The 19,287-nt window shown below is 37.7% G+C and carries 24 protein-coding genes; 7 read left to right on the forward strand and 17 right to left on the reverse strand.

The features are described from left to right. Nucleotides 1–258: 258 nt before the first annotated feature. Nucleotides 259–1,158, forward strand: a complete 900-nt coding sequence (locus tag HC176_RS06175; protein WP_167917319.1) for an EamA family transporter — start codon at nt 259–261, stop codon at nt 1,156–1,158. A gap of 172 nt (nt 1,159–1,330) precedes the next feature. On the opposite strand, the gene HC176_RS06180 is transcribed toward HC176_RS06175, so the two are convergent. The 4 genes from HC176_RS06180 to HC176_RS06195 form a co-directional block, all read right to left on the reverse strand. Continuing rightward, nucleotides 1,331–1,735, reverse strand: coding sequence for a VOC family protein (locus tag HC176_RS06180; RefSeq protein ID WP_167917320.1), 405 nt, complete (start codon nt 1,733–1,735; stop codon nt 1,331–1,333). 36 nt (nt 1,736–1,771) lie between these two features. After that, the gene (locus HC176_RS06185; protein ID WP_167917321.1) at nt 1,772–2,278 is read right to left on the reverse strand and encodes a peroxiredoxin-like family protein; all 507 of its coding nucleotides are present in this window, start codon (nt 2,276–2,278) and stop codon (nt 1,772–1,774) included. A 178-nt stretch (nt 2,279–2,456) separates the two neighbouring features. Then, the gene (locus tag HC176_RS06190; protein ID WP_167917322.1) at nt 2,457–3,122 is read right to left on the reverse strand and encodes a ferredoxin reductase domain-containing protein; all 666 of its coding nucleotides are present in this window, start codon (nt 3,120–3,122) and stop codon (nt 2,457–2,459) included. Nucleotides 3,123–3,166: 44 nt separating this feature from the next. Next, nucleotides 3,167–4,087, reverse strand: coding sequence for a mechanosensitive ion channel family protein (locus tag HC176_RS06195; RefSeq protein WP_167917323.1), 921 nt, complete (start codon nt 4,085–4,087; stop codon nt 3,167–3,169). A gap of 175 nt (nt 4,088–4,262) precedes the next feature. On the opposite strand from HC176_RS06195, the gene hpf reads away from it, so the two are divergent. Both hpf and HC176_RS06205 read left to right on the forward strand, forming a co-directional pair. Further along, complete coding sequence (gene hpf, locus HC176_RS06200) at nt 4,263–4,568, forward strand: ribosome hibernation-promoting factor, HPF/YfiA family (RefSeq protein ID WP_167917324.1); 306 nt, start codon at nt 4,263–4,265, stop codon at nt 4,566–4,568. A 2-nt stretch (nt 4,569–4,570) separates the two neighbouring features. Continuing rightward, nucleotides 4,571–4,960: an arsenate reductase family protein gene (locus tag HC176_RS06205; protein ID WP_167917325.1), complete on the forward strand. Its 390-nt coding sequence runs from the start codon at nt 4,571–4,573 to the stop codon at nt 4,958–4,960. Nucleotides 4,961–5,033: 73 nt separating this feature from the next. Here HC176_RS06205 and HC176_RS06210 read toward each other — a convergent pair whose 3' ends face one another. The 4 genes from HC176_RS06210 to HC176_RS06225 all read right to left on the reverse strand — a co-directional run bounded on the left by HC176_RS06210 (nt 5,034) and on the right by HC176_RS06225 (nt 7,285). Further along, nucleotides 5,034–5,234 carry a CsbD family protein gene (locus HC176_RS06210; RefSeq protein WP_167917326.1) on the reverse strand — a complete coding sequence of 67 codons (201 nt, stop codon included), beginning with the start codon at nt 5,232–5,234 and terminating at the stop codon, nt 5,034–5,036. 162 nt (nt 5,235–5,396) lie between these two features. Continuing rightward, nucleotides 5,397–5,825, reverse strand: a complete 429-nt coding sequence (locus tag HC176_RS06215) for an FKBP-type peptidyl-prolyl cis-trans isomerase (RefSeq protein WP_167917327.1) — start codon at nt 5,823–5,825, stop codon at nt 5,397–5,399. Between the two features lie 155 nt (nt 5,826–5,980). Then, nucleotides 5,981–6,604 carry a dioxygenase family protein gene (locus HC176_RS06220; protein ID WP_167917328.1) on the reverse strand — a complete coding sequence of 208 codons (624 nt, stop codon included), beginning with the start codon at nt 6,602–6,604 and terminating at the stop codon, nt 5,981–5,983. Nucleotides 6,605–6,727: 123 nt separating this feature from the next. Beyond that, entirely contained in the window at nt 6,728–7,285 is a 558-nt protein-coding gene (locus HC176_RS06225) for a DUF4251 domain-containing protein (protein WP_167917329.1), read from the reverse strand. Nucleotides 7,286–7,397: 112 nt separating this feature from the next. Between HC176_RS06225 and HC176_RS06230 the strand changes: the two genes are divergently transcribed. Beyond that, complete coding sequence (locus HC176_RS06230; protein ID WP_167917330.1) at nt 7,398–8,216, forward strand: DUF1853 family protein; 819 nt, start codon at nt 7,398–7,400, stop codon at nt 8,214–8,216. A gap of 46 nt (nt 8,217–8,262) precedes the next feature. Here the strand turns inward: HC176_RS06230 and HC176_RS06235 are convergent, their stop codons facing one another. The 6 genes from HC176_RS06235 to HC176_RS06260 all read right to left on the reverse strand — a co-directional run bounded on the left by HC176_RS06235 (nt 8,263) and on the right by HC176_RS06260 (nt 14,221). Further along, nucleotides 8,263–9,090, reverse strand: coding sequence for a dienelactone hydrolase family protein (locus tag HC176_RS06235; RefSeq protein WP_167917331.1), 828 nt, complete (start codon nt 9,088–9,090; stop codon nt 8,263–8,265). A gap of 85 nt (nt 9,091–9,175) precedes the next feature. After that, on the reverse strand, nt 9,176–10,222 hold the full coding sequence (locus HC176_RS06240) for a glycosyltransferase family 9 protein (protein WP_167917332.1): 1,047 nt from the start codon (nt 10,220–10,222) through the stop codon (nt 9,176–9,178). 110 nt (nt 10,223–10,332) lie between these two features. Then, on the reverse strand, nt 10,333–11,178 hold the full coding sequence (locus HC176_RS06245; RefSeq protein WP_280818680.1) for a DMT family transporter: 846 nt from the start codon (nt 11,176–11,178) through the stop codon (nt 10,333–10,335). After that, entirely contained in the window at nt 11,168–12,082 is a 915-nt protein-coding gene (locus HC176_RS06250) for an EamA family transporter (RefSeq protein WP_167917334.1), read from the reverse strand. Before HC176_RS06250 ends, HC176_RS06245 begins: the two co-directional genes overlap by 11 nt. A 31-nt stretch (nt 12,083–12,113) precedes the next feature. Then, the gene (locus HC176_RS06255) at nt 12,114–12,566 is read right to left on the reverse strand and encodes a cold-shock protein (protein WP_167917335.1); all 453 of its coding nucleotides are present in this window, start codon (nt 12,564–12,566) and stop codon (nt 12,114–12,116) included. 95 nt (nt 12,567–12,661) lie between these two features. Further along, entirely contained in the window at nt 12,662–14,221 is a 1,560-nt protein-coding gene (locus HC176_RS06260) for a DEAD/DEAH box helicase (RefSeq protein WP_167917336.1), read from the reverse strand. A gap of 196 nt (nt 14,222–14,417) precedes the next feature. On the opposite strand from HC176_RS06260, the gene mgrA reads away from it, so the two are divergent. Then, the gene (gene mgrA, locus HC176_RS06265; protein WP_167917337.1) at nt 14,418–15,431 is read left to right on the forward strand and encodes an L-glyceraldehyde 3-phosphate reductase; all 1,014 of its coding nucleotides are present in this window, start codon (nt 14,418–14,420) and stop codon (nt 15,429–15,431) included. Between the two features lie 6 nt (nt 15,432–15,437). Here the strand turns inward: mgrA and HC176_RS06270 are convergent, their stop codons facing one another. Then, nucleotides 15,438–16,142, reverse strand: coding sequence for a hypothetical protein (locus HC176_RS06270; RefSeq protein WP_167917338.1), 705 nt, complete (start codon nt 16,140–16,142; stop codon nt 15,438–15,440). 176 nt (nt 16,143–16,318) lie between these two features. Here HC176_RS06270 and HC176_RS06275 point away from each other — a divergent pair, with 176 nt between their 5' ends. Beyond that, a complete protein-coding gene (locus tag HC176_RS06275) occupies nt 16,319–16,876 on the forward strand; it encodes an ExbD/TolR family protein (RefSeq protein ID WP_167917339.1) in 558 nt (185 codons plus the stop codon). Here the strand turns inward: HC176_RS06275 and HC176_RS06280 are convergent, their stop codons facing one another. Continuing rightward, on the reverse strand, nt 16,877–17,281 hold the full coding sequence (locus HC176_RS06280) for a 3D domain-containing protein (RefSeq protein ID WP_245234851.1): 405 nt from the start codon (nt 17,279–17,281) through the stop codon (nt 16,877–16,879). Between the two features lie 101 nt (nt 17,282–17,382). Then, a complete protein-coding gene (locus tag HC176_RS06285) occupies nt 17,383–17,967 on the reverse strand; it encodes a Crp/Fnr family transcriptional regulator (protein ID WP_167917340.1) in 585 nt (194 codons plus the stop codon). A gap of 101 nt (nt 17,968–18,068) precedes the next feature. Here HC176_RS06285 and HC176_RS06290 point away from each other — a divergent pair, with 101 nt between their 5' ends. Continuing rightward, nucleotides 18,069–19,277 carry a multidrug effflux MFS transporter gene (locus tag HC176_RS06290; protein ID WP_167917341.1) on the forward strand — a complete coding sequence of 403 codons (1,209 nt, stop codon included), beginning with the start codon at nt 18,069–18,071 and terminating at the stop codon, nt 19,275–19,277. Nucleotides 19,278–19,287: the final 10 nt, after the last annotated feature.

A 19,287-nucleotide genomic window follows, 5' to 3' on the forward strand; every position in this document is an offset into this window, starting at 1 on the left:
GGTCTTCACATACTTGTTTTACATTGCCTCTGGCATAACTCAACTCGACGGCTTTTTGTTTAAATTCTAAGGTGTAATGTTTAGATTTTCTTCTCATAATTGCTAAAATAAAAACTAGCAAACATATTCTCTCATCTTTATGTCCAGTCTAATGTAGTAATTCCATATGTCGCAGTGTCACGTTTTTTAGAGGATTAAAAAATTAACCCCAGGTACCCATGCCCAAACCCACATAAATACTTATTTTCGCGCCCGATTATGTGGATGTATCTAGGGCTTTTGGCCGCACTTTTTTTAGGATTGCACAATTTGTGCAAAAAACACGCTGTTCAGGGTAACGAGGTGTATCCGGTATTGTTTGGTACGGTATCGAGTGGTTTTGTGTTTCTAGCTGTATTTTATTTATGGGCAATGGTGTATCCCGAGTATGCCGCTGCGCATGGGTTACAGTTTCAAGATATCGGTTGGCAAACGCATGGCTATATTTTTATTAAGTCGGCCATCATGGCCTGTTCGTGGGTATTGGCGTATGTGGCCTTAAAACATTTGCCTATTACCATTGTAACGCCTATTCGGTCGGCCGGACCGTTTTTTACCTTTATCGGAGCCATGATTATTTATCAGGAGCGCCCTAACCTACTGCAATGGCTTGGCTTTTTTCTGATTATATTTTCCATGATTTTATATTCTAAAATCGGAAAAAAGGAAGGTATTATTTTTAAAAACAACCGTTGGATTTTAACCATCGTGGTCGCTACATTTTTGGGCGCCAGTAGCGGACTCTACGATAAGTTCTTAATACAGAGTTTAAGCCTTAACCCGCAAACCTTACAGTTTTGGTTCTGTTTTTATACCGTATTTATTTTACTGATTATTTTAAGCATTACCTTTTTTCCGAAAGCTGAAAAGCGCAAGGCGTTCAAATTCCGATGGAGTATTATTGCCGTTGGTGTGCTGTTACAGGCTGCCGACTATTTTTATTTCAAGGCGCTGCAAGACCCCGACGCCTTAATTATGTTATTATCGGCCATAAAACGGAGTCAGATTTTAATTGCTGTAGTGGTGGGCGGTTTTATGTTTAAGGAACATAATAAGCGTAAAAAATTGGTGCCACTGTGTGGCATAATGCTTGGGGTATTTTTGATTTTGTATGCTTAAATAAGTGTCATTACGAGGAAAGAATGACTGAAGTAATCTGTTTATTCAGAGTTCCATTGATAAGATTGCTTCGCTTTGCTCGCAATGACGGAAATCTCTGTTTTTTTTCGTTTTATAACAATAGTAAAAAAGCAAGGTTCTAGACCTTGCTTTATTAAATGAGACTTCGTTGTTAATCTTTTTTGTAATTGACCATCCAACTGATATTGAATTGGTCTGAGCATCTACCATAGCAGGCATTCCAGGGCATATCCTGAAACGCTGTATGAACTTTACCTTTCTCGCTAAGTTTTGCAAATATATCCTTAGCTTTCTCCTTCGAATCGACGTCTATGCTCACGCTGATATTTGAACCGTTGGTGAGTGGTGTATCTGGTGAGGCGTCATAAGCCATCAAATGAAAACCACTTCCCTTTAATTCTGCATGTTGAAGTTTTTTCCTGTAATGCTCTGGAATATCGGTCTGAACATCCTCATAGGTTTGTTCATTAATAATATTGCCCCCTAAAATAGATTTATAATGTTCTAGGGCATTTTTACAGTCTCCATTAAATGCTAAATATGGTTGTACTTTCATGTCTTTTCTTTTTTAATTGTTAGTTACTTTTCTTTACTATGCTTCTCCCCTCGCAGGGTAGTCTTCTTTTAAAATATAGTCAACTCCTCTAAGCACATCATTGAAATCAGGCCTTCCAAAAGGCATGGACTGTATGGATTGCCAGTAAACGGTATGTTCTGGCGTTAATAGAAAAAGCCCGGGTTCCGCAAAGTGATCCGGCTCATTATTAATACCTTTAGAAATGAACAATCCCCATTTTTTTGCCTCGTCAATAGAAAAACCATATCCAACAGGAATATCGGAAATATTCCATTCTTGGTACGTAGTCTTGGCTGCGGATTCTGTATCTGTACTTATGGCGATGATGTTAATACCACGTTCCTTAAACTCGGATAACTTTGCTTGAAGTTCTTCTAGCTGTTTTTTACATATCGGGCAATGCTGACCTCGATAAAATAAGATCAAGTTAAAATGCTCCGGATTTTGTTCTCTGAGCGTCCAAGTGGTACCGTTCACTAATTTTATTGATAATTCAGGTGCTGTTTCTCTAGGTTTTATCATGTATATTTAATTTTATTTTAATATACAATCTCCATCCTGAATGTATTGACGCTAATCGTTCATAAATTGACTTGAATGGTTTTCATTGATATCTTTCTGTGAACTCACAGGTTTTAAATAGGTCTGCTTCAACACACTTGAATATTAAGTCTATAGTAATCAAAAGAATAGCCCACATTTATTCCTCAACCACCAAATGTGATTTTGGTAATCCCATTTTGTAGAGATCGGCTTCCACGGCTTCCATCATAGGCGGTGGCCCACAGAGGTACACAGGTCTACTGACTTCGAGATTGTGTTTTTCCAAAAAAGCTTTATCTATAAATCCGTGGGCATAATCGCTGTGTTCTTCTTCCGACAGAATCAAGTGTAAATCGTTGCCCAACCAAGCTTCTAAATTGTTTTTATTAATGAAATCGCGTTCTTCGTTGTTGCTAAAAAACAGTTGGTTGCCTTGCAATTCGCCCTTTTGTTTTAAATCTTTCAGTATAGAAATAAAAGGGGTAACCCCTGCTCCACCGGCAATAAACGCGCCTTTTCCCTTGTATTGAATAGCGCCCCAAGCATCACCGATTAATAATTGGTCGCCCACCTGTAGTTTTTCGAGCTGCTCGGTAACACCGTTGTGTGACGGGTAGATCTTTATGGTAAATTCCAATTCTTTGTCCTCAGGCAAATTGGTAAAAGTAAATGGTCGTTTTTTATCGGCCCAACCGGGTTTGTCGATAGACAGCTCTGTGGCTTGCCCTGGCGTAAATTGATATCCTTTGGGCTTATCGGTTACCAAATGCAGCACGTTGTGGTTAACATGTTCTATTTTTCGGAGTGTGACTTTATGTTCCATGATTTTGTTTTTTTATAATTTGAATAGTGAGTCTTCAGCTAAATTTATTGTTCTGTTTGTTCATCCGGCGAATCGGTAAGTACCCGTAATGGGATGTCTTCTTCGTTTCCGTAAAGTTTCAACTCTTTAATATCGGCAGGCAGGTTGAAGCCTTCTTTTTCGAGAGTTTCTTTAATCTGTCTCATTAAGTTTCCGCGGACTACGATTGCCGATTTTCGGTAATCGAACGTATCCACCCAAAAGAAAATTTTGAGATTAACGGTACTGGCAGCCAATTCGTCTTCGTAAACAAAATTTTCGTGTTCGTCGTCATTCACGATGTAGTCGTTTTTATCCAATATTTGCTGAATGATGTTTTTGGCACTTTCAATGTCGTCTTCATAGCCTATACCAACAACAAATTCATTTCTAAAGAAACCATCGGCAGTATAGTTTTCTACTGGTTTGGTCAATACATCGCTATTAGGAACGTAAATGTCGCGACCATCGAACGATTTCATGTGCATATATCGAAAATTCAGTCCTTTTATTTTACCAAAAAATTCATCCACCTTAACCGTGTCGTTGACGTTAAACGGACGATTGAAAGCCAGGATAATACCAGCCAAAAAGTTTTTTCCAATATCCTGAAAGGCAAAACCTAAAATAATGGCCGCCCCACCAGCAGCAGTAAGTACTCCCGTAGCTACACCGTTCAAGCCCGCTACCCGAAGTGCCAACAATACTGCAATTACGATTAAAACCAATTTAATGGCTTGAGCTAAAAATTTTGCCATTAAGGGATCTTCAGCTTTCTTCAAAATTCGTTTCTTATATACATTGGTGAGTAATTGGGCGATTAGAATCCCCAAAATAATGACAAATATACCCAAGGCTATTCTTGGCAAAACTTCAATAAAAATTTCGTAATAATTGTTTATGGATTTAGTAATGGTTTCGGCAGTAGATTGTAAAACTAAGAGCATGGTACAGAATTTTTGTTCAACTTTTATAAAAATAAAACTTCTTTTCATCCTCTTTTAACTTAAAAGCGGTAAAGACTATTCCAAATGCTATTTGGAGCAAAACAGGACATATTGGTAGCGAATAAGTCAACTGATTTTATAGGTTCTGGTTAACTTTGAGTAAAACCATAAAATTATGAACCATATTATATTTGAATACCACGATGTAACGGCCAGTGAAACCTTGGAAGCGCATGCCAAAAAACAATTGGAACGCGTTTTTACAAATTATGAATTTGTAAATCGAGCCGATGTATTTTTTAAGACTGAAAATACCAGCTCTGATGAGACAGGTAAAAAATGTGGCATTCGATTGAGTGCTCCTGGTCCACGATTGTTTGCAGAAGCTTCGCATGATAACTTTCAGGAGTCGATAAACGAAACAGTTACCGAACTAATTAAGCAACTGAAAAAACGGAAAGAGAAAATGAAAACATATTAATTATGGGAGTATTTAGCGACGATAGCAGGGAGATTACCTGCGTATACAACAGTGAAGATTACAACGATGCCCAAACCTTGGGCTATTTACAGGCTTCGAAAAAAAGTTTGCAAGCTATCGATATATCCAAACAGCAACTTACTGGTACACAATGGGTAGAATTGTGTTCCCGCTTGGGCGCCCAACTTCAAGATATTATCAATGAAAAGGAAGTAGAAGGCGACCTGTCTAATTTTGATAATGACGATTGTATTACCATTTTACGGGAAAACCCAAAAGCACTGAATGGTGCCATTGTATTTACTCGGCATAAAGCGAAGCAGATTCAAAACCCTTCAACCGCATTGGCCTTTATTGATAGCGATACGGGCAATGTGTCGCGAAACCCTTGATAAAATTTTCATTTTAAAAACTAAAAAATCCCGTTTCCACGGGATTTTTCTTTATCAAAATAACTGGTAGCGATTAGTATTTTAAACTGTCTAAAAATTCATTAATCTTTTCTTTGGACTCACCAGTACGTTTCTGTATTCTACCTAACAGTTCGTCTTCTTGGCCTTCCTGATAATCTAAATCATCATCGGTAAGTTCGCCCCATTTTTGTTTTAATTTTCCTTTGGCAATATTCCAATTGCCTTTTGCTTTGTCTTGCCATGGTTTGCTCATCGTTCAATAGTTTTAAGGTTATATAAATCATTATTGATTTACATTATAAAACTACTTAACAAGTAGCGTTTAATTTGTTGCAATCCATTTAAAGATTGGCTCAAAAGAAAAAACGCTCCAATTAAATTGGAGCGTTTCTACTTAAAAATATAGGTTTGCTAATTACTTAATAGCAATCAATTCCAAGTCAAAAACCAAATCTTGTCCGGCCAATGGATGATTGGCATCAACAACAATATGGTCGTCGTTTACTTCGGCAACTCTAAACTGCTGCTCGCCACCATCTGGTCTAGAGCCTACAAGCCCCATCCCTACTTCTGGTTTTATGTTTTCTGGTAGATCGGCAGTTGGCACTTTTTGAAACAATTGTTCGTGTACTTCGCCGTAAGCATCTTCTTTTGCAATGGTTACGGTTTTCTTTTCGTTTACGGCCATGTCTACCAAGGCTTTTTCAAAACCTGGAATAAGTTGCCCTTGCCCCAATTGCACTTGCAATGGTTCTCTTTCCAAAGAGCTATCAAATACTTGTCCGTTTGTTAATTTTCCAGTGTAATGTACCTCAATGGTATCATTTGCCTTTACTTTACTCATAATATCTTTTTAAATTTAAAAATTAAGGCAAAGTTAGGGTTCATAAAATGATTGAAAGAATAAAATGGGAATTCTTTTGAAAATGAATTGTTTAATCATAAAAAAACCAAGGCGGTTAACCTTGGTTTTATTTAGTTTAGTAAAGTTGGTTATATTTAATATTCGACCTGCTCCTTACCCAAAATAATATCGCGCTGGGCAATAAATAAGCCTTCCTTTTTATCGAGTTTTAAAATACGGTTGGGGTTGGTCGCTTCAATTTTTTCACGGCACGAACCTTTTAACAACGGATCGTTATCAAAAACAAAACTTTCTATAGCATATTCTGGCTTACCGGGTTCTTTTAAAATAGGTAATATTTGGCGCAGTTCGTTGCCATAAACATATGAACCGGGTACAAAAGTGTAAAACGTGTATTTGCCATCGGCATTGGTTCTTATCCATCCGCGGTGGTGTACATAGCGTTTTTTGTTTTCACGTTTTAATTCGAAATTGCCGTCTTCATCAGCTTGATGAATAAACAGCAATACATTTTTGGCTGGTGTAATGCCGTCATTTTCAAAAATGGTTCCCGTAATTTTTAGCTTAGTACTGCGTGAAGCGAAATCGGGAATGGTATCGACATTGTTTAATTGTTTTTCGGAATAATCGTAAATAGGACTCCTTTTTTTATAATTTGAAGGAATGACTTCTAAATTTTCAGCGGTTTCTTGAGCGTTGGTCATTTGAAAACCACTTAAAAAACCAACTAAAATAACGAATGTGAATAATTTTTTCATGGGGCTAAATTGTTTAATTCATTCAAAATTAAATAACTACCCTGTTTGATCTAAATAAAATCGTTTGAAAACTAATTTTTCACGATAAATAGATAAAATGCACATTTTTGAATAATACGTAAATTACTCATTTTCGCTTTCTGTGATAGCCTGCGCATTTCCCGAATACCGGATGGGGAAACGTCCCGTACCATTCAATGCCATATCACTTTTTAAGTTAGGCGAGACAGTTATAAACACTTGAAAATTCTCGTTGTTGCTTTTGGCATTAAAAGAGATATTGTAACCCTGTTTTTTGTTTTTTTCTACTTTAAAATCCTCCATCAAACCTTTAAATTCAATGGCACTATCCATGCCTCCATAAATAATTTGCATTTGGCGTTCACCATAATATGGCAAATATGAGGTGACACTATCGCCTTCAATTTTTAAGAAGTTGTGATTGCCTATCAAACTGATATTGGTAGCGTTATTTCCGGGTAATAAAAGTCCGGAATTGGCCACTTGCTGCATGGCCATAGTGGCTTGCGGATAAGCCCAATCGGACTCAATAATTATTTGTTTGTTGTTTACCAATTGCTCCAATTTAGCCAGTTCGGCTTCTGTGGGTACGTTTTTGGAAGAACCGCAGGATAATAATAACAAAACAAGGGTGCCGAGTATAAAAATGTTTGCTTTCATGTTTTCAATCTTTATCTGTAAATTACAAAATGTGTTCCTTTTTTAAGGCAAAAACCCTCAAATTTGATAAAAAATTAACGCATCCATAGAAATTCGTGTATTTTCGTTTGCTATGGATTTAAAATGGAAACAAACGCAACTCCAGTTTCAAGGTTTTTTAAATACGCCCCCACTTTGGGATGCTGATGCCGTTTTAGGGCTAAAACAATTTCAGATTCAAAACCAAAACACCTTTGTTTTTAACGACACTTTACCTGGAAATTTACGTTTGGGCAAACGGGTGGAACGTTTTGTGAGTGCCGAATTGAATCGAAATGATGACATAGAAGTCTGTGGTGAAAACATCCAAATCCAAAAAGATAAAATCACTTTGGGTGAAATAGACAGTATTTTAAAACAGCACAATCGCCCGATTCACTTGGAAATTGTTTACAAATTTTACTTGTACGCCCCCCACGAAGCCCACGATGAAATTGAACACTGGATAGGCCCCAATCGCAGGGATTCACTCATAAAAAAACTCCGTAAGCTAAAAGACAAACAGCTTCCCCTACTCTACAACAATTATACCTTGCCCGTTTTAGAACGGTTAAATATTGATGTTAAAACCGTCGAGCAACAAGTTTATTTTAAAGCCCAATTGTTTTTGCCTTTTGAAAGTGAAGCCATTCCGTTTAACAAGATTAACCAGGATTGTGTAAAAGGATTTTATATTCGGTTTAATGCAATCGAAAATTTTTCTGAATGTAAATTCTATTTTCCCAGCAAACACAATTGGCTTATAGAACCCGTTTCTTGGGTAAATTGGTTACATTACGATACGTTTTACGAAAAAATGCAAGCATTAATAAACGAAAAAATAGCATCAATGTGTTGGATAAAATGGCCGAACGGTGAAATAAAAAAGTGCTTTGTAGTTTGGTGGGATTAAACCCTAAACTACAAAGCACTTATTGAAACGATTTTACTTTTATAGACTAAAAGGTTTCATACAATAAATCTTTTAAGGCCTGCCATGATTGGGCATCGGCTTCAGCATTATATTTTAATGGCAGATTGAATTTTTCCCCCAAAGCATCGGCACCTTTACTGGTAAAAGCGTGTTGTGCTTCAGGAAATTCAATATACTCGTAATCGGCATTAATGCTGTCCATCGCTGCTTTAAAGGCATCCACCGTTTCCTTCGGAATAAAAGGGTCGGCACCACCATTGGCTACCAAAACCTTCGCTTTTAATTTGTCGTTGGGCATTACGGGTAGTTTTACACCACTATGAAATGCGGCAACGGCATCCAAATCCTTACCGGTATTTGCCATAGTGAGCGCCATGCTGCCCCCAAAACAATAACCTATGGCGGCTATTTTAGAGGAATCAACCGAAGGGTGGTTTTTTAAAACTTCTAAAGCGGCATCGAAGCGGGCTGTTGCCAATGGCACGTTATTGCGAACCACACCCGAAAATTTACCGGCATCTTCGGGGTGCGCTGCCTCTTTGCCATTTCCGTACATATCTATTGCCATAGCGGTATAACCCAATTCGGCCAACATATCGGCACGTTTGCGAACATAATCATTATGGCCCCACCATTCGTGGATTACGATTATACCCGGGCGTTTTTCGGCTGTATTTTTATTATGCACCAAATAGCCTTTCATAGTAATGGAATCTGTGCTGTATTCCACTTCTTTGGCTTCCAATTCAATCGTTTCGGTTACGGTTTTCTCTGTGTCTGAAGATTTTTGTTTGTCCTTGCAGGAGGCAAAAACAAGCACGGCCATTACGGCCACTAAAAACAAGTTTTTCATTTTTAAAATGCTTTAAGATTGGTTTTAACTTTGTAGTTAACTTAAGATATTTTAAAGAGTTATGAAAATAATTATGGGTAAAATTCTATTTGAGAATTTTGTCGATAGCTCGAATCCAATCTTCGATGTTGGTCTCGTTAGTATTCAATGATAAACTACCATTGCCATAAGGGCCATAAATATTCGGATTGGTGTACGAGAAAAAGCCCACCGTTGGTGTTAACGATGCGCTGGCCAAATGCATCACGCCATTATCGGCAGCAATAAAAATAGATGTGTTTTTAATGATGGCGCCCATTTCGCGAATATCCTTGCTGTAAAAATGGGGTGCCTTAAAGTTTATTTTTGAAATGTTCTCTATCGGAAGCATTTCAATGATATTGTAGTTGGGGTATTCTTTTAAAAGTCGACTGTAAAACGTATTCCACCAAGTTTCAGAATAGCATTTGTGTCCCGTGGCATTGGTATAAATGCAGATGGTTTTTTTATCGTTTTTGATAATACCGTCTAAAATGGATTTTCCGTTGGCGATTTCTTCCTCATTCAGTTTAATATTGAGAACCGGAAGCGGTTTTTCATTTTTTTGTAAGCCGATTATATTCAAGAAATACCGCAGATTGTATATGGGATATTTTGAAATGTGTTCGTAATCGCTATGTTTTTCGGTAATTTCCTCGTGTACATCACCAAAAACCTTTAATCGGGCTCTGGACAATTGGGTGAGCAAACGGCCCGAAGACGAATCTTTATCACCATTAATCACTAAATCATATCGCTTTGCCTTTATTTTGAACCAAACGGTAATGTATTTCAACAGATTATTGAATGGTTTTTTTGGCAATTTTATGATTTGCTTTACATGGTCATAATTCTGAAAAACAGGATGTGCCACACCGCCTTTTACGAACAAATCGATTTCGCAATCAGGAAAAGTTTCAATCACTTCCTGAACAATGGGCGTTAACAGTAATTGATTGCCCAAGCGGTGGTTTGGGCGTACAATCAATACTTTTTTAACGTCTTCTTGTTTAACTGAACCTTTTTCGGGCTCTGCATAAGAACTCCCCACGCCTTTGGTAAGCTTGTGCATTACTCGTCTCCTAAAACTATTTATGCGTGCAGAAAATCCCATGTTCTGATAAGTTCAAGTTTAAAATCGGGCAAAAATACAAATCCCTTAAATGTTGGGCAAAATAAAGTTTTCTCGAAACCCGAAACCTGAAACTTCAAACTCAAAAACGACTACCGCTTAAATTTCGATTTGTACCAAACGTTCAACACCATTCCACCAATAATTAATGAAATACCAAGTAAACTCCAAAATGTATAGATTTCGTTGAAAAGCGTAATTCCTAAAATAGTGGTAAAAATCACTTCCACATATTTTATAGGGGCCACGACATTTGTTGTTGCTGTTTGGAATGCTTTAGTCATAAACACTTGACCGAAGTAGCCAAAAACCCCTAAACTAAACAGAAACAGCCATTCCCAGCCACTTGGGGTTACCCAATTTCCGATGGATAATAAACCGCCCATAACTGTTGCGATAACCATAAAATAGTTAACAATAACCACCGGATGCTCGCTATTACCAATTTTACTGATAATCACATAAACCAAACCGCTTAAAACCGATGCCATTAAAATGAGCATAAGCCCATAAGTATTTATCTCGGTGTCTAAACCTTTTAATACCAGAACGCCTATAAAGGAAATGGCAAAGAAAACCCATTGCCAGGGCCGTACCCTTTCTCGCAATAAAAACCCAGCAAAAATAGCAGCAAAAATAGGTGCGATGTAGCGTAACGACACAGCTGTACCTACCGACAAATACTTAACCGACATAAAAAAGAACAACATAGACGTGGCTCCTGTTATAGATCGCATGATCAACAGGAAGTTGTTTTTTCCTATGATGGGAATTTTATTTTTTATTAAAAATCCGAAAGTAAAAAACAGTGAGCTCAAAGATCTAAAAAAAACAATTTGATAGGAACTCACATCGCTTAAATGCTTTACAATAACGTTCATGCAGGCGAAAGACATTGTGCTGAATAACATGTATTTAATAGCTTTTTTAACGTCCAATACCTCGAGGTTTTATAATTCGGTTTGTATTAATAAAATAAACGCCTGTGAGGAGCACTATAGCAGCAATTATTGACTGAAGCGTGATGGTTTCATCTAAAATATACCAACCTAAAATAAGTGCAATAATAGGATTTACGTAGGTGTTGGTCGCTACTTTTTCGGGCGATACTTCTTTCAATAAATAATTAAATGCTGTAAAAGCAATAATGCTACCAAAAACAATGAGTAATACCATGGCCCATTGCACGTCGCTACTCCAAGTATTGGGCAATGACCAAGTTTCACCAAAGCACAAACTGGCTAAAGCCAACATAGTTCCCCCGGCCAACATTTGATAACCTGTATTTACAAAATAATTTGAAGGTAAATTGGCTTTGCTCACAAACAGACTGCCATAGGCCCAACTAAGCATACAGGTAAAAATCATTAGCATCCCAATAATTTGTCCTTCTTGACTAATAATTTGCTTTTGACTCACCAAAAGATAAATACCAATAAACCCCAAAACAACGCCAATATATGCCATCGTTGCTATTTTTTTGCCTTGTAATATCCGCATTAGTAATAACACAATTAAGGGCTGGGCCGAAATTTCGAGAGCTGCAAAGCCACTATCCACAAACTTTAGAGCCCAAACCACTACCCCATTTCCAAATGTTAGAAATAAAAAACCAGCAATTACGGTATTTTTAAACTGCTCTTTGGTAATTGAAATATTAACTTTTAAAATTTTGGCAATAACGAAAATAATAGCACCTGCAAAAAGAAACCGAATAGCGGCCAATTTAAACGGCGGCAGTTCTGAAACCGCAACTTTATTGAGCAAGTAAGTAGAGCCCCAAATCACATATATTGCGAAGAAGGCCAGTACGATAGACAAAGTTTTTCGTGATAATGTCATAAAATTCAACTAAACTATGCTATGATGCAGCTTAGATTTTCTTGACGTTCACGGCATTCATTCCTTTCTGCCCACGCTCTAAATCGTAAGTGACATTGTCATTTTCTTGAATGTCATCAATCAAACCCGAAACGTGAACAAAGTATTTTTCTTGATTCATTTTATCTATAATAAAACCAAAACCTTTAGAGTAGTCAAAAAACGATACTTTACCTTCTTTATGAGCTATTTCTTCTTCAGGTTTATCCTCTTTTTTGGGAATTCCGACTTCAATACTTTCGGCATCTATTTTTTCCCGCATGGCAGGATTTGGTGGTGTATTGGTTAAGTTCCCATTAAAATCGACATAAGCAAACTGGATTCCTTTAGGGTTTTCTTTAGCTTCAGCACGCCGTGCTTCCTTTTTCTTTTGTTTTTCTTCCTTCTTTTTTAATCGCTTTTTTTCTTTTTCTATTTTATTGAAGGTGGTTTGAGATTTTGCCATAGTTATTACCGAAGTTTTTAACAGGTTAAATATCCTACAAGATACTCCATATTTTTAAGGCTATGGCAATCTTATAGCACTAAATACCAAAGGTGTTAATCTTCTGGCGGATAACCGTGTATTTCCTCAAACACTTCGTCGAAATTAGAGCGCAGGAACGAGTTGAGTTTTTTCCGGTAATCGCCTTTTAACCATTCTACAAAATTGTACGTACTTTTACTAATGCACTTGGTGTATCGGCCAATTCTAAAATCGATATCGTCTCCCAACATTTTAGCCAGCGCTAACGCATCATAAACATCCTCACTGTTTTCAATACAGATTTTGGCGTGTTGCTCGATAGAACGCTCTAGCACCACTTTTGAAGATTCTCCGTTTCTAATGGAATCGACATAAGTTTTTTGGATATCGAAGTACACTTCCTTCGATTTTGAAAATTCGGCACGCAATTCGTCCGGCATTTCATATCTGAAATTGCTTTCCAGTTCGTCATCACTTAAAATGGAATCCAAATAATAATTGGGCGATTTAAAAATACGCTGCCAATCTAAATTATCGCCCCATGGTCCAAATCTGTGGAAGTTATTCCCTAAATCAATAACGGTAAACGATGTTTTATCTTTAAAAATACGTGACCCACGACCAATCATTTGGTAATATAAAGTCAACGATTTTGTTGCTCGGTTTAAGATGATACTTTCAACCGACGGCTCATCGAACCCTGTGGTTAAAATACTTACCGAAGTTAAAATGGCACCCGGTGTTTTCTTGAACCACTTTAAGATCATGGCGCGCTCTTTTTTTGTATTGGTATTGTCTAAATGCGCAATGGGGTATCCTGCCCTTCTGAACGTGTCATAAACGTGCAATGAGGTGTTAATACCGTTATTGAAAATAAGAGTCTTTTTTCCTTTTGAGCGTTCTTCGTAAGCCTGCATCAGCTTAGAAAGCATGTCGTCGGCCGTATAAAGATCTTCTGAAGATTTTACGGTATAATCACCGTTGGCACCCACAACCAGAGAAGTTAATCCCACATTATAGGTGAACATTTCGGCACGGGCCAAAAAACCATTTTCAATAAGCGACTCAATACTTTCACCAACAATTAATTCATCGTAATTATCGGTCATGGGCAATTCAATGCTCGAACTCAACGGTGTCGCGGTAACTCCTAAAATAAACGATTGACTGAAAAACTTGAACAACTTAGTAAACGAGTTGTAATGCGCCTCATCAATAATCACTAAACCAATATCCGAAATATCGAGTTTATCGTCGTTCAATCGGTTATTTAAGGTTTCCACCATGGCCACAAAACAGCTGTAATCGGCTTGGTCGTCAAGGTTTGCCTTGCTATCAACCACTTTATTAAGTACACCGAACTCAGTAAGCATGTTCGAGGTTTGCTTGCACAATTCAATACGGTGCGTCATTACCAACACCTTCTTTTTATGGTGCTTCAGGTATTGCCTAACGATTTCGGAAAAAATAACCGTTTTTCCGCCACCAGTTGGCAATTGATAAAGTAGATGATAATCGTCTCGCGATTCTTCAAATGCAGTAAAAATCTTGTCTATCGCCCCTTTTTGGTAACTGTATAATTTTTTGCCTTCCGACCGTTCTTCTAATTCTAATTGTGCTTTTGTAACCGACATACCTTAAATTTTGCAACGTGCAAAAATAACATCTTTATAGGGTTTATCAAGTAAGTTTCCCATTAATTTATTAAGCATTTTCAACAATATGCCTTAATGTCAATAGTTTTAAAGGTTTGTCGTTTATTTTATTTGCTTTTGAACGTATGGTGACTGATTTGAAATTTATATTTTTACAGCACAAATGGAGTATAATATGCAAATAAATGATAAATCGGGAGTAGAAAAATATTTACCCAATAGCGAGCGCTATAATGAGATGGTGTATAACAGAAGTGGCAAAAGTGGGGTTAAATTACCAGCACTTTCCATTGGTCTGTGGCATAATTTTGGTTTTATAGACGCCATTCAGAACGGACGTGATATTTTACGGACCGCTTTCGATTTAGGTATTGTGCATTTCGATTTGGCCAATAATTATGGCCCTCCATATGGGTCGGCCGAAGAAAATTTCGGAACCATTTATAAAAACGATTTTAAACCTTACAGAGATGAGTTATTTATTGCTACTAAAGCCGGTTTCGATATGTGGCCTGGGCCATATGGCAATTGGGGTTCGCGCAAATATCTCGTTTCAAGTTTAGACCAAAGTTTACAGCGTATGGGATTGGATTATGTTGATATTTTTTATCACCACCGCCCTGACCCCGAAACTCCTTTGGAGGAAACAATGGGCGCACTGGCCGATATTGTTCGACAAGGAAAAGCGTTATACGTGGGTATTTCTAATTATCAACCCGAAGACACCCAAAAAGCGGCTGAAATCCTTAAGCGTTTAAACGTTCCATTTATCCTGCACCAAGCGCGTTACTCGATGCTGGATCGTTGGGTGGAAAACGGACTTTTAGATACCTTAAATGAAAACGGCGTAGGCTGCATTGCCTTTTCGCCATTGGCGCAGGGCATGCTTACTGACAAGTACTTAAACGGTATTCCTGAAAATTCCAGGGCTTCGAAAAATTTAACGTATTTGGAAAAGGAAACGGTAAACAATAACCTCGAAAAAATCCAAAAACTGAATGCTATCGCTCAACAACGCGGACAAAAACTTTCGCAAATGGCCATTGCTTGGATTTTAAGGCAACCACAAGTGGCTTCTGTTTTAGTGGGCGCTAGTTCTTCTAATCAATTAAAAGATAATGTTAAGGCTCTAGAGCAGTTAATTTTTACAGAAGAAGAACTCCAATTGATAGAGAAAATTATTGGCTAAAACACTTTACTTTTTCACTACGGTAATATAAGCTTTTACGCCTTTTGATAAGTTCCATTGGTTGGAAGCAATAACCGCTCCCATATCGTCTCTTACGCGAAAATGGGCGGTATTTGGCAGAAGATACCCTTCGTTAATGGCCAAAAACTCGATAGTGTTTTTGCCTTTTTGTAATTTCAATTTGAGGCCTTTAAAATGATTTCTTAAAGTAATGCGGTATTCAACAATTTCACCATTAAGCGAGACCCTGATTAAATCGCCATCTTCCTCGCCAAAGTCCCTGTATTGCACAATAGCGTAATCAGACTCGGTTTCAACAACACCAAAATATTGATCGGTTTTACTGCCCTTTGTGCCTAATTCCAATTGCGACTTAATGCTGTTAAGGTGGTCGTCAAGCTGCTGGGTATAGAGTTCGCCGGGGTTTCCAAACTCTTCTTCCGGAAACATAGAAAATTGCTTTTTTGGCATCTCTAAGTTCGGTGCTACTTTTGGAGTATTCAGTTTAAAAGGGTTGTTTTCAATAGGCTTTGAAGGCGTTAAGGGACTGGAATCAATCGAGTCGGTTTCGGCTTCAATAGCTGGAATCGCCACAGAATTATTTCTACTATCAATTTGCGCATGGGCCGATAGAGATAAAAAAAGCATCAATACAAATAAAAAATAAGGTTTCATCTGTAGGTATTGTAAGTCGTGGTTTCTGGTTTTCATTTCAAAGATATTTTTTTCTCCGCAATTCATCACCCTCTGGTTATTATTTATGAAGATTTTAGCAATAATCATTCCTAAAACGGTTTCAGTATTAAAAATATAGGGAACTAAAAACCACAGGTTTGTGGTACTATTTTTGAGATTTAAGTTTTTATTAACATTTTAAAACTTTAATTATGAGACTTTCAAAACAAATGCCCGAAGTGAACGCAGGCTCGATGGCCGACATCGCCTTTTTGCTACTGATTTTCTTTTTAGTAACCGCCACTATTTCTTCAGACGAAGGTATCAACAGGGTGCTCCCCGAAGAATGTTCGCCGGGAATGGACTGTAACAGCATTAAACACGAGCGCAACATTTTGCGGATTGAAATTAATAACAACGATGAGATTATGGTTGAAAACGACATCATTCCCATCGAAGAGTTGAAGCAAATCACCAAAGATTTTTTGGACAATAACGGCGATGATTCTTGTGGCTATTGCCATGGGGGAAAAAGTGCAAATGCATCCGATAATCCTAAAAAAGCAGTGATATCGCTTACGCATGCCCCACAAACCTCATACCAACAATTTGTTTCGGTACAAAATGAACTGACCAAAGCCTTTTACGAATTACGACAAAACTATGCTAAAAACGTTCTGAAGAAAGAAAGCACCGATTTAACACCGGAAGAATTAAAGCAAGCCCGAGAAGCTTATCCATTCGTCCTCTCGGAAGCCGAAACCCAATAACTACTCCATTTTAGGAATACCAAATTCAATACAAACACGCCGCCGGCCCCATTGCTTGGCGGCTTTTACATCAACGCCCATGTAAATATCAATACGATTTTTCCATCTGTAGTGCATTTTGTCCTTTACAAAATACACACCTTTTAAACCTTCTATTTTAACTGGCGTATTATATTTTAAACCTTTTTTCAACAAATCGCGCGATACGGCTATGTATTTCAATCCAGGTTTTAAACTATCGCCAAACGCGGTTATGTGCGGATTGGAATTGGTTTGGTAGGCCAACGAATTATATGCCGTGGCCGTTACATCCAAAGCATCCCAAATAAAGCGGTTTTCAAACCGTCTTTCTTCAGTTTTACAACCAACAAAGACTAAAAACAATATGGGTATAAAAACTTTCAAACCATTTCTGTTTTCCTTACATGGGGGTTACTGTATAAATTTAATGAATTTACAGCTTTCAAGAATGCTACAAGAAAGCAACACAGGTTTTAGTTCTAAAATTAGGCCTCTAGAGCAATTTCACTCTTTATTTTTGAAAGAAATTCTTTGGTGATTCCTAAATATGAGGCAACCATATACTGCGGAATACGCTGTTCTATTTCGGGGTACTGATTCTTAAAGTACAAATAACGGTCTTTCGCCGAAAGGCTAAAATTTCTAACTATACGCTTTTGGGAAGCTGCAAAAGCACGTTCAATAATCAACCTGAAAAACCGTTCCAATTTCGGGATTTCAGTATAAAGCGCCTCAATAGTATCATGATGAAACAGAATCAATTCACTGTTTTCGATGCATTGAACGTTAAAATCGGCCGGAGTTTGGGTGATGAAACTCCCCATATCGCCCGTCCACCAATCTTCAACCGAAAACATGACCACATGCTCCTGCCCCGCTTCATCTACATGAAACATTTTGGTACAGCCCTTCACTACAAAACATTCAATTTTACAAACATCGCCCTGCTGCACTACATATTGTCCTTTTAAATACTTCCTTACGGTTACTTTTGAGGCCAAAATTTCAGCTTCCTTATCGGTTAGAGTAATGTGTTTGTTTATATAGTTTAAAAGTGGCTGGATGCTCATATTCCATCTATTATTTCAAGCATCAAATTTAGCAATAATAGTATTGTGTTAATAAATGGTTAATCAGTTTTTAGTGAATTTATTTCCCGTAATTTTGCGGCATGCAAAAACCCCAACATTTAAAGTTTGAATTTATTGCCCTAATGGCTTCGCTCATGTCTATTGTAGCGCTGTCCATCGACGCCCTTTTACCTGCTTTGCCAGAGATTGGGGCTTCTTTAGGAGTTACCTCGTCTGACGACAACCAATTACTGATTACCATGATTTTTTTGGGGATCGGTTTTGGTCAATTGATCTTAGGCCCGCTATCGGATAGCTTTGGAAGAAAACCATTGGTATACACAGGGTTTGTTATTTTTATTTTTGCCAGCATTATTTGTGTAAGCACCGAAAGTTTTGAGATGATGATTTTGGGTAGAACCTTGCAAGGTTTTGGATTGGCTTCGGCAAGAACCATTAGTATTTCTATGGTTAGGGATGAATTTAGCGGCGATTACATGGCTAAAATCATTTCGATTATTGTGATGTTTTTTCTTTTGGTACCGGTTATAGCCCCTACTTTAGGACAGTTTTTAATGCAATTTTTCGATTGGACATCAGTATTCTACTTCAACCTTATTTTTGGGGTACTCATTATGTTTTGGTTTTGGTCAAGACAGCCGGAGACCCTAGAAAAAGAAAAACGCATCCGCTTCTCGTCCAGTTTGTTCGTTAACGGTACCAAGGAGTTTTTTAAAAATACCGATGCCATTGCTTTTACCCTAATTTCAGGATTTATTACAGGCTCATTTATGGTATATTTAAGCACCTCACAGCAAATATTCCAAGTGCAATACAACCTTGCCGAAATGTTCCCTTATATATTTGCCAGCTTGGCAATTTCAATAGGTTTGGCCACCTTTTTAAATAGCCGATTGGTGGTTAGATTTGGCATGATGCGCATGGCTTTTATGGCTTGTATTGCTTATGCCTTTATTTCGGTACTTTACGTGATTTTGTTTTGGTCTGGAAACAACCCGAGCATTTACATATTGCTGGGCTTTTTTGCGCTTCAATTTTTTGCAGTGGGCTTCCTTTTTGGAAATTTACGTGCCTTGGCCATGCAGCCACTAGGGCACATTGCTGGTATTGGCGCAGCGATTAACGGGTTTCTATCTACCGTGCTTGCCGTACCTATAGCCAATTATATTGGTGGCTTTGTGCAATCTTCCGTACTGCCGTTATTTATGGGCTTTTCGGTGTTTGGTATGTTATCGCTTTTGGTATTTGTATTCTTGAAAAAGCAAAAGCCTGCAAGCAAACTAGTGTAACATGGCCAAA

This window comes from Tamlana crocina, assembly GCF_012037625.1.

Excerpts from the sequence above, each read along its gene's own strand:
- HC176_RS06175 (WP_167917319.1), top strand. The coding sequence starts at position 259 with ATGTGGATGTATCTAGGGCTTTTGGCCGCACTTTTTTTAGGATTGCAC.
- HC176_RS06180 (WP_167917320.1), bottom strand. The coding sequence starts at position 1,735 with ATGAAAGTACAACCATATTTAGCATTTAATGGAGACTGTAAAAATGCC.
- HC176_RS06185 (WP_167917321.1), bottom strand. The coding sequence starts at position 2,278 with ATGATAAAACCTAGAGAAACAGCACCTGAATTATCAATAAAATTAGTG.
- HC176_RS06190 (WP_167917322.1), bottom strand. The coding sequence starts at position 3,122 with ATGGAACATAAAGTCACACTCCGAAAAATAGAACATGTTAACCACAAC.
- HC176_RS06195 (WP_167917323.1), bottom strand. The coding sequence starts at position 4,087 with ATGCTCTTAGTTTTACAATCTACTGCCGAAACCATTACTAAATCCATA.
- hpf (WP_167917324.1), top strand. The coding sequence starts at position 4,263 with ATGAACCATATTATATTTGAATACCACGATGTAACGGCCAGTGAAACC.
- HC176_RS06205 (WP_167917325.1), top strand. The coding sequence starts at position 4,571 with ATGGGAGTATTTAGCGACGATAGCAGGGAGATTACCTGCGTATACAAC.
- HC176_RS06210 (WP_167917326.1), bottom strand. The coding sequence starts at position 5,234 with ATGAGCAAACCATGGCAAGACAAAGCAAAAGGCAATTGGAATATTGCC.
- HC176_RS06215 (WP_167917327.1), bottom strand. The coding sequence starts at position 5,825 with ATGAGTAAAGTAAAGGCAAATGATACCATTGAGGTACATTACACTGGA.
- HC176_RS06220 (WP_167917328.1), bottom strand. The coding sequence starts at position 6,604 with ATGAAAAAATTATTCACATTCGTTATTTTAGTTGGTTTTTTAAGTGGT.
- HC176_RS06225 (WP_167917329.1), bottom strand. The coding sequence starts at position 7,285 with ATGAAAGCAAACATTTTTATACTCGGCACCCTTGTTTTGTTATTATTA.
- HC176_RS06230 (WP_167917330.1), top strand. The coding sequence starts at position 7,398 with ATGGATTTAAAATGGAAACAAACGCAACTCCAGTTTCAAGGTTTTTTA.
- HC176_RS06235 (WP_167917331.1), bottom strand. The coding sequence starts at position 9,090 with ATGAAAAACTTGTTTTTAGTGGCCGTAATGGCCGTGCTTGTTTTTGCC.
- HC176_RS06240 (WP_167917332.1), bottom strand. The coding sequence starts at position 10,222 with ATGGGATTTTCTGCACGCATAAATAGTTTTAGGAGACGAGTAATGCAC.
- HC176_RS06250 (WP_167917334.1), bottom strand. The coding sequence starts at position 12,082 with ATGACATTATCACGAAAAACTTTGTCTATCGTACTGGCCTTCTTCGCA.
- HC176_RS06255 (WP_167917335.1), bottom strand. The coding sequence starts at position 12,566 with ATGGCAAAATCTCAAACCACCTTCAATAAAATAGAAAAAGAAAAAAAG.
- HC176_RS06260 (WP_167917336.1), bottom strand. The coding sequence starts at position 14,221 with ATGTCGGTTACAAAAGCACAATTAGAATTAGAAGAACGGTCGGAAGGC.
- mgrA (WP_167917337.1), top strand. The coding sequence starts at position 14,418 with ATGCAAATAAATGATAAATCGGGAGTAGAAAAATATTTACCCAATAGC.
- HC176_RS06270 (WP_167917338.1), bottom strand. The coding sequence starts at position 16,142 with ATGAAAACCAGAAACCACGACTTACAATACCTACAGATGAAACCTTAT.
- HC176_RS06275 (WP_167917339.1), top strand. The coding sequence starts at position 16,319 with ATGAGACTTTCAAAACAAATGCCCGAAGTGAACGCAGGCTCGATGGCC.
- HC176_RS06285 (WP_167917340.1), bottom strand. The coding sequence starts at position 17,967 with ATGAGCATCCAGCCACTTTTAAACTATATAAACAAACACATTACTCTA.
- HC176_RS06290 (WP_167917341.1), top strand. The coding sequence starts at position 18,069 with ATGCAAAAACCCCAACATTTAAAGTTTGAATTTATTGCCCTAATGGCT.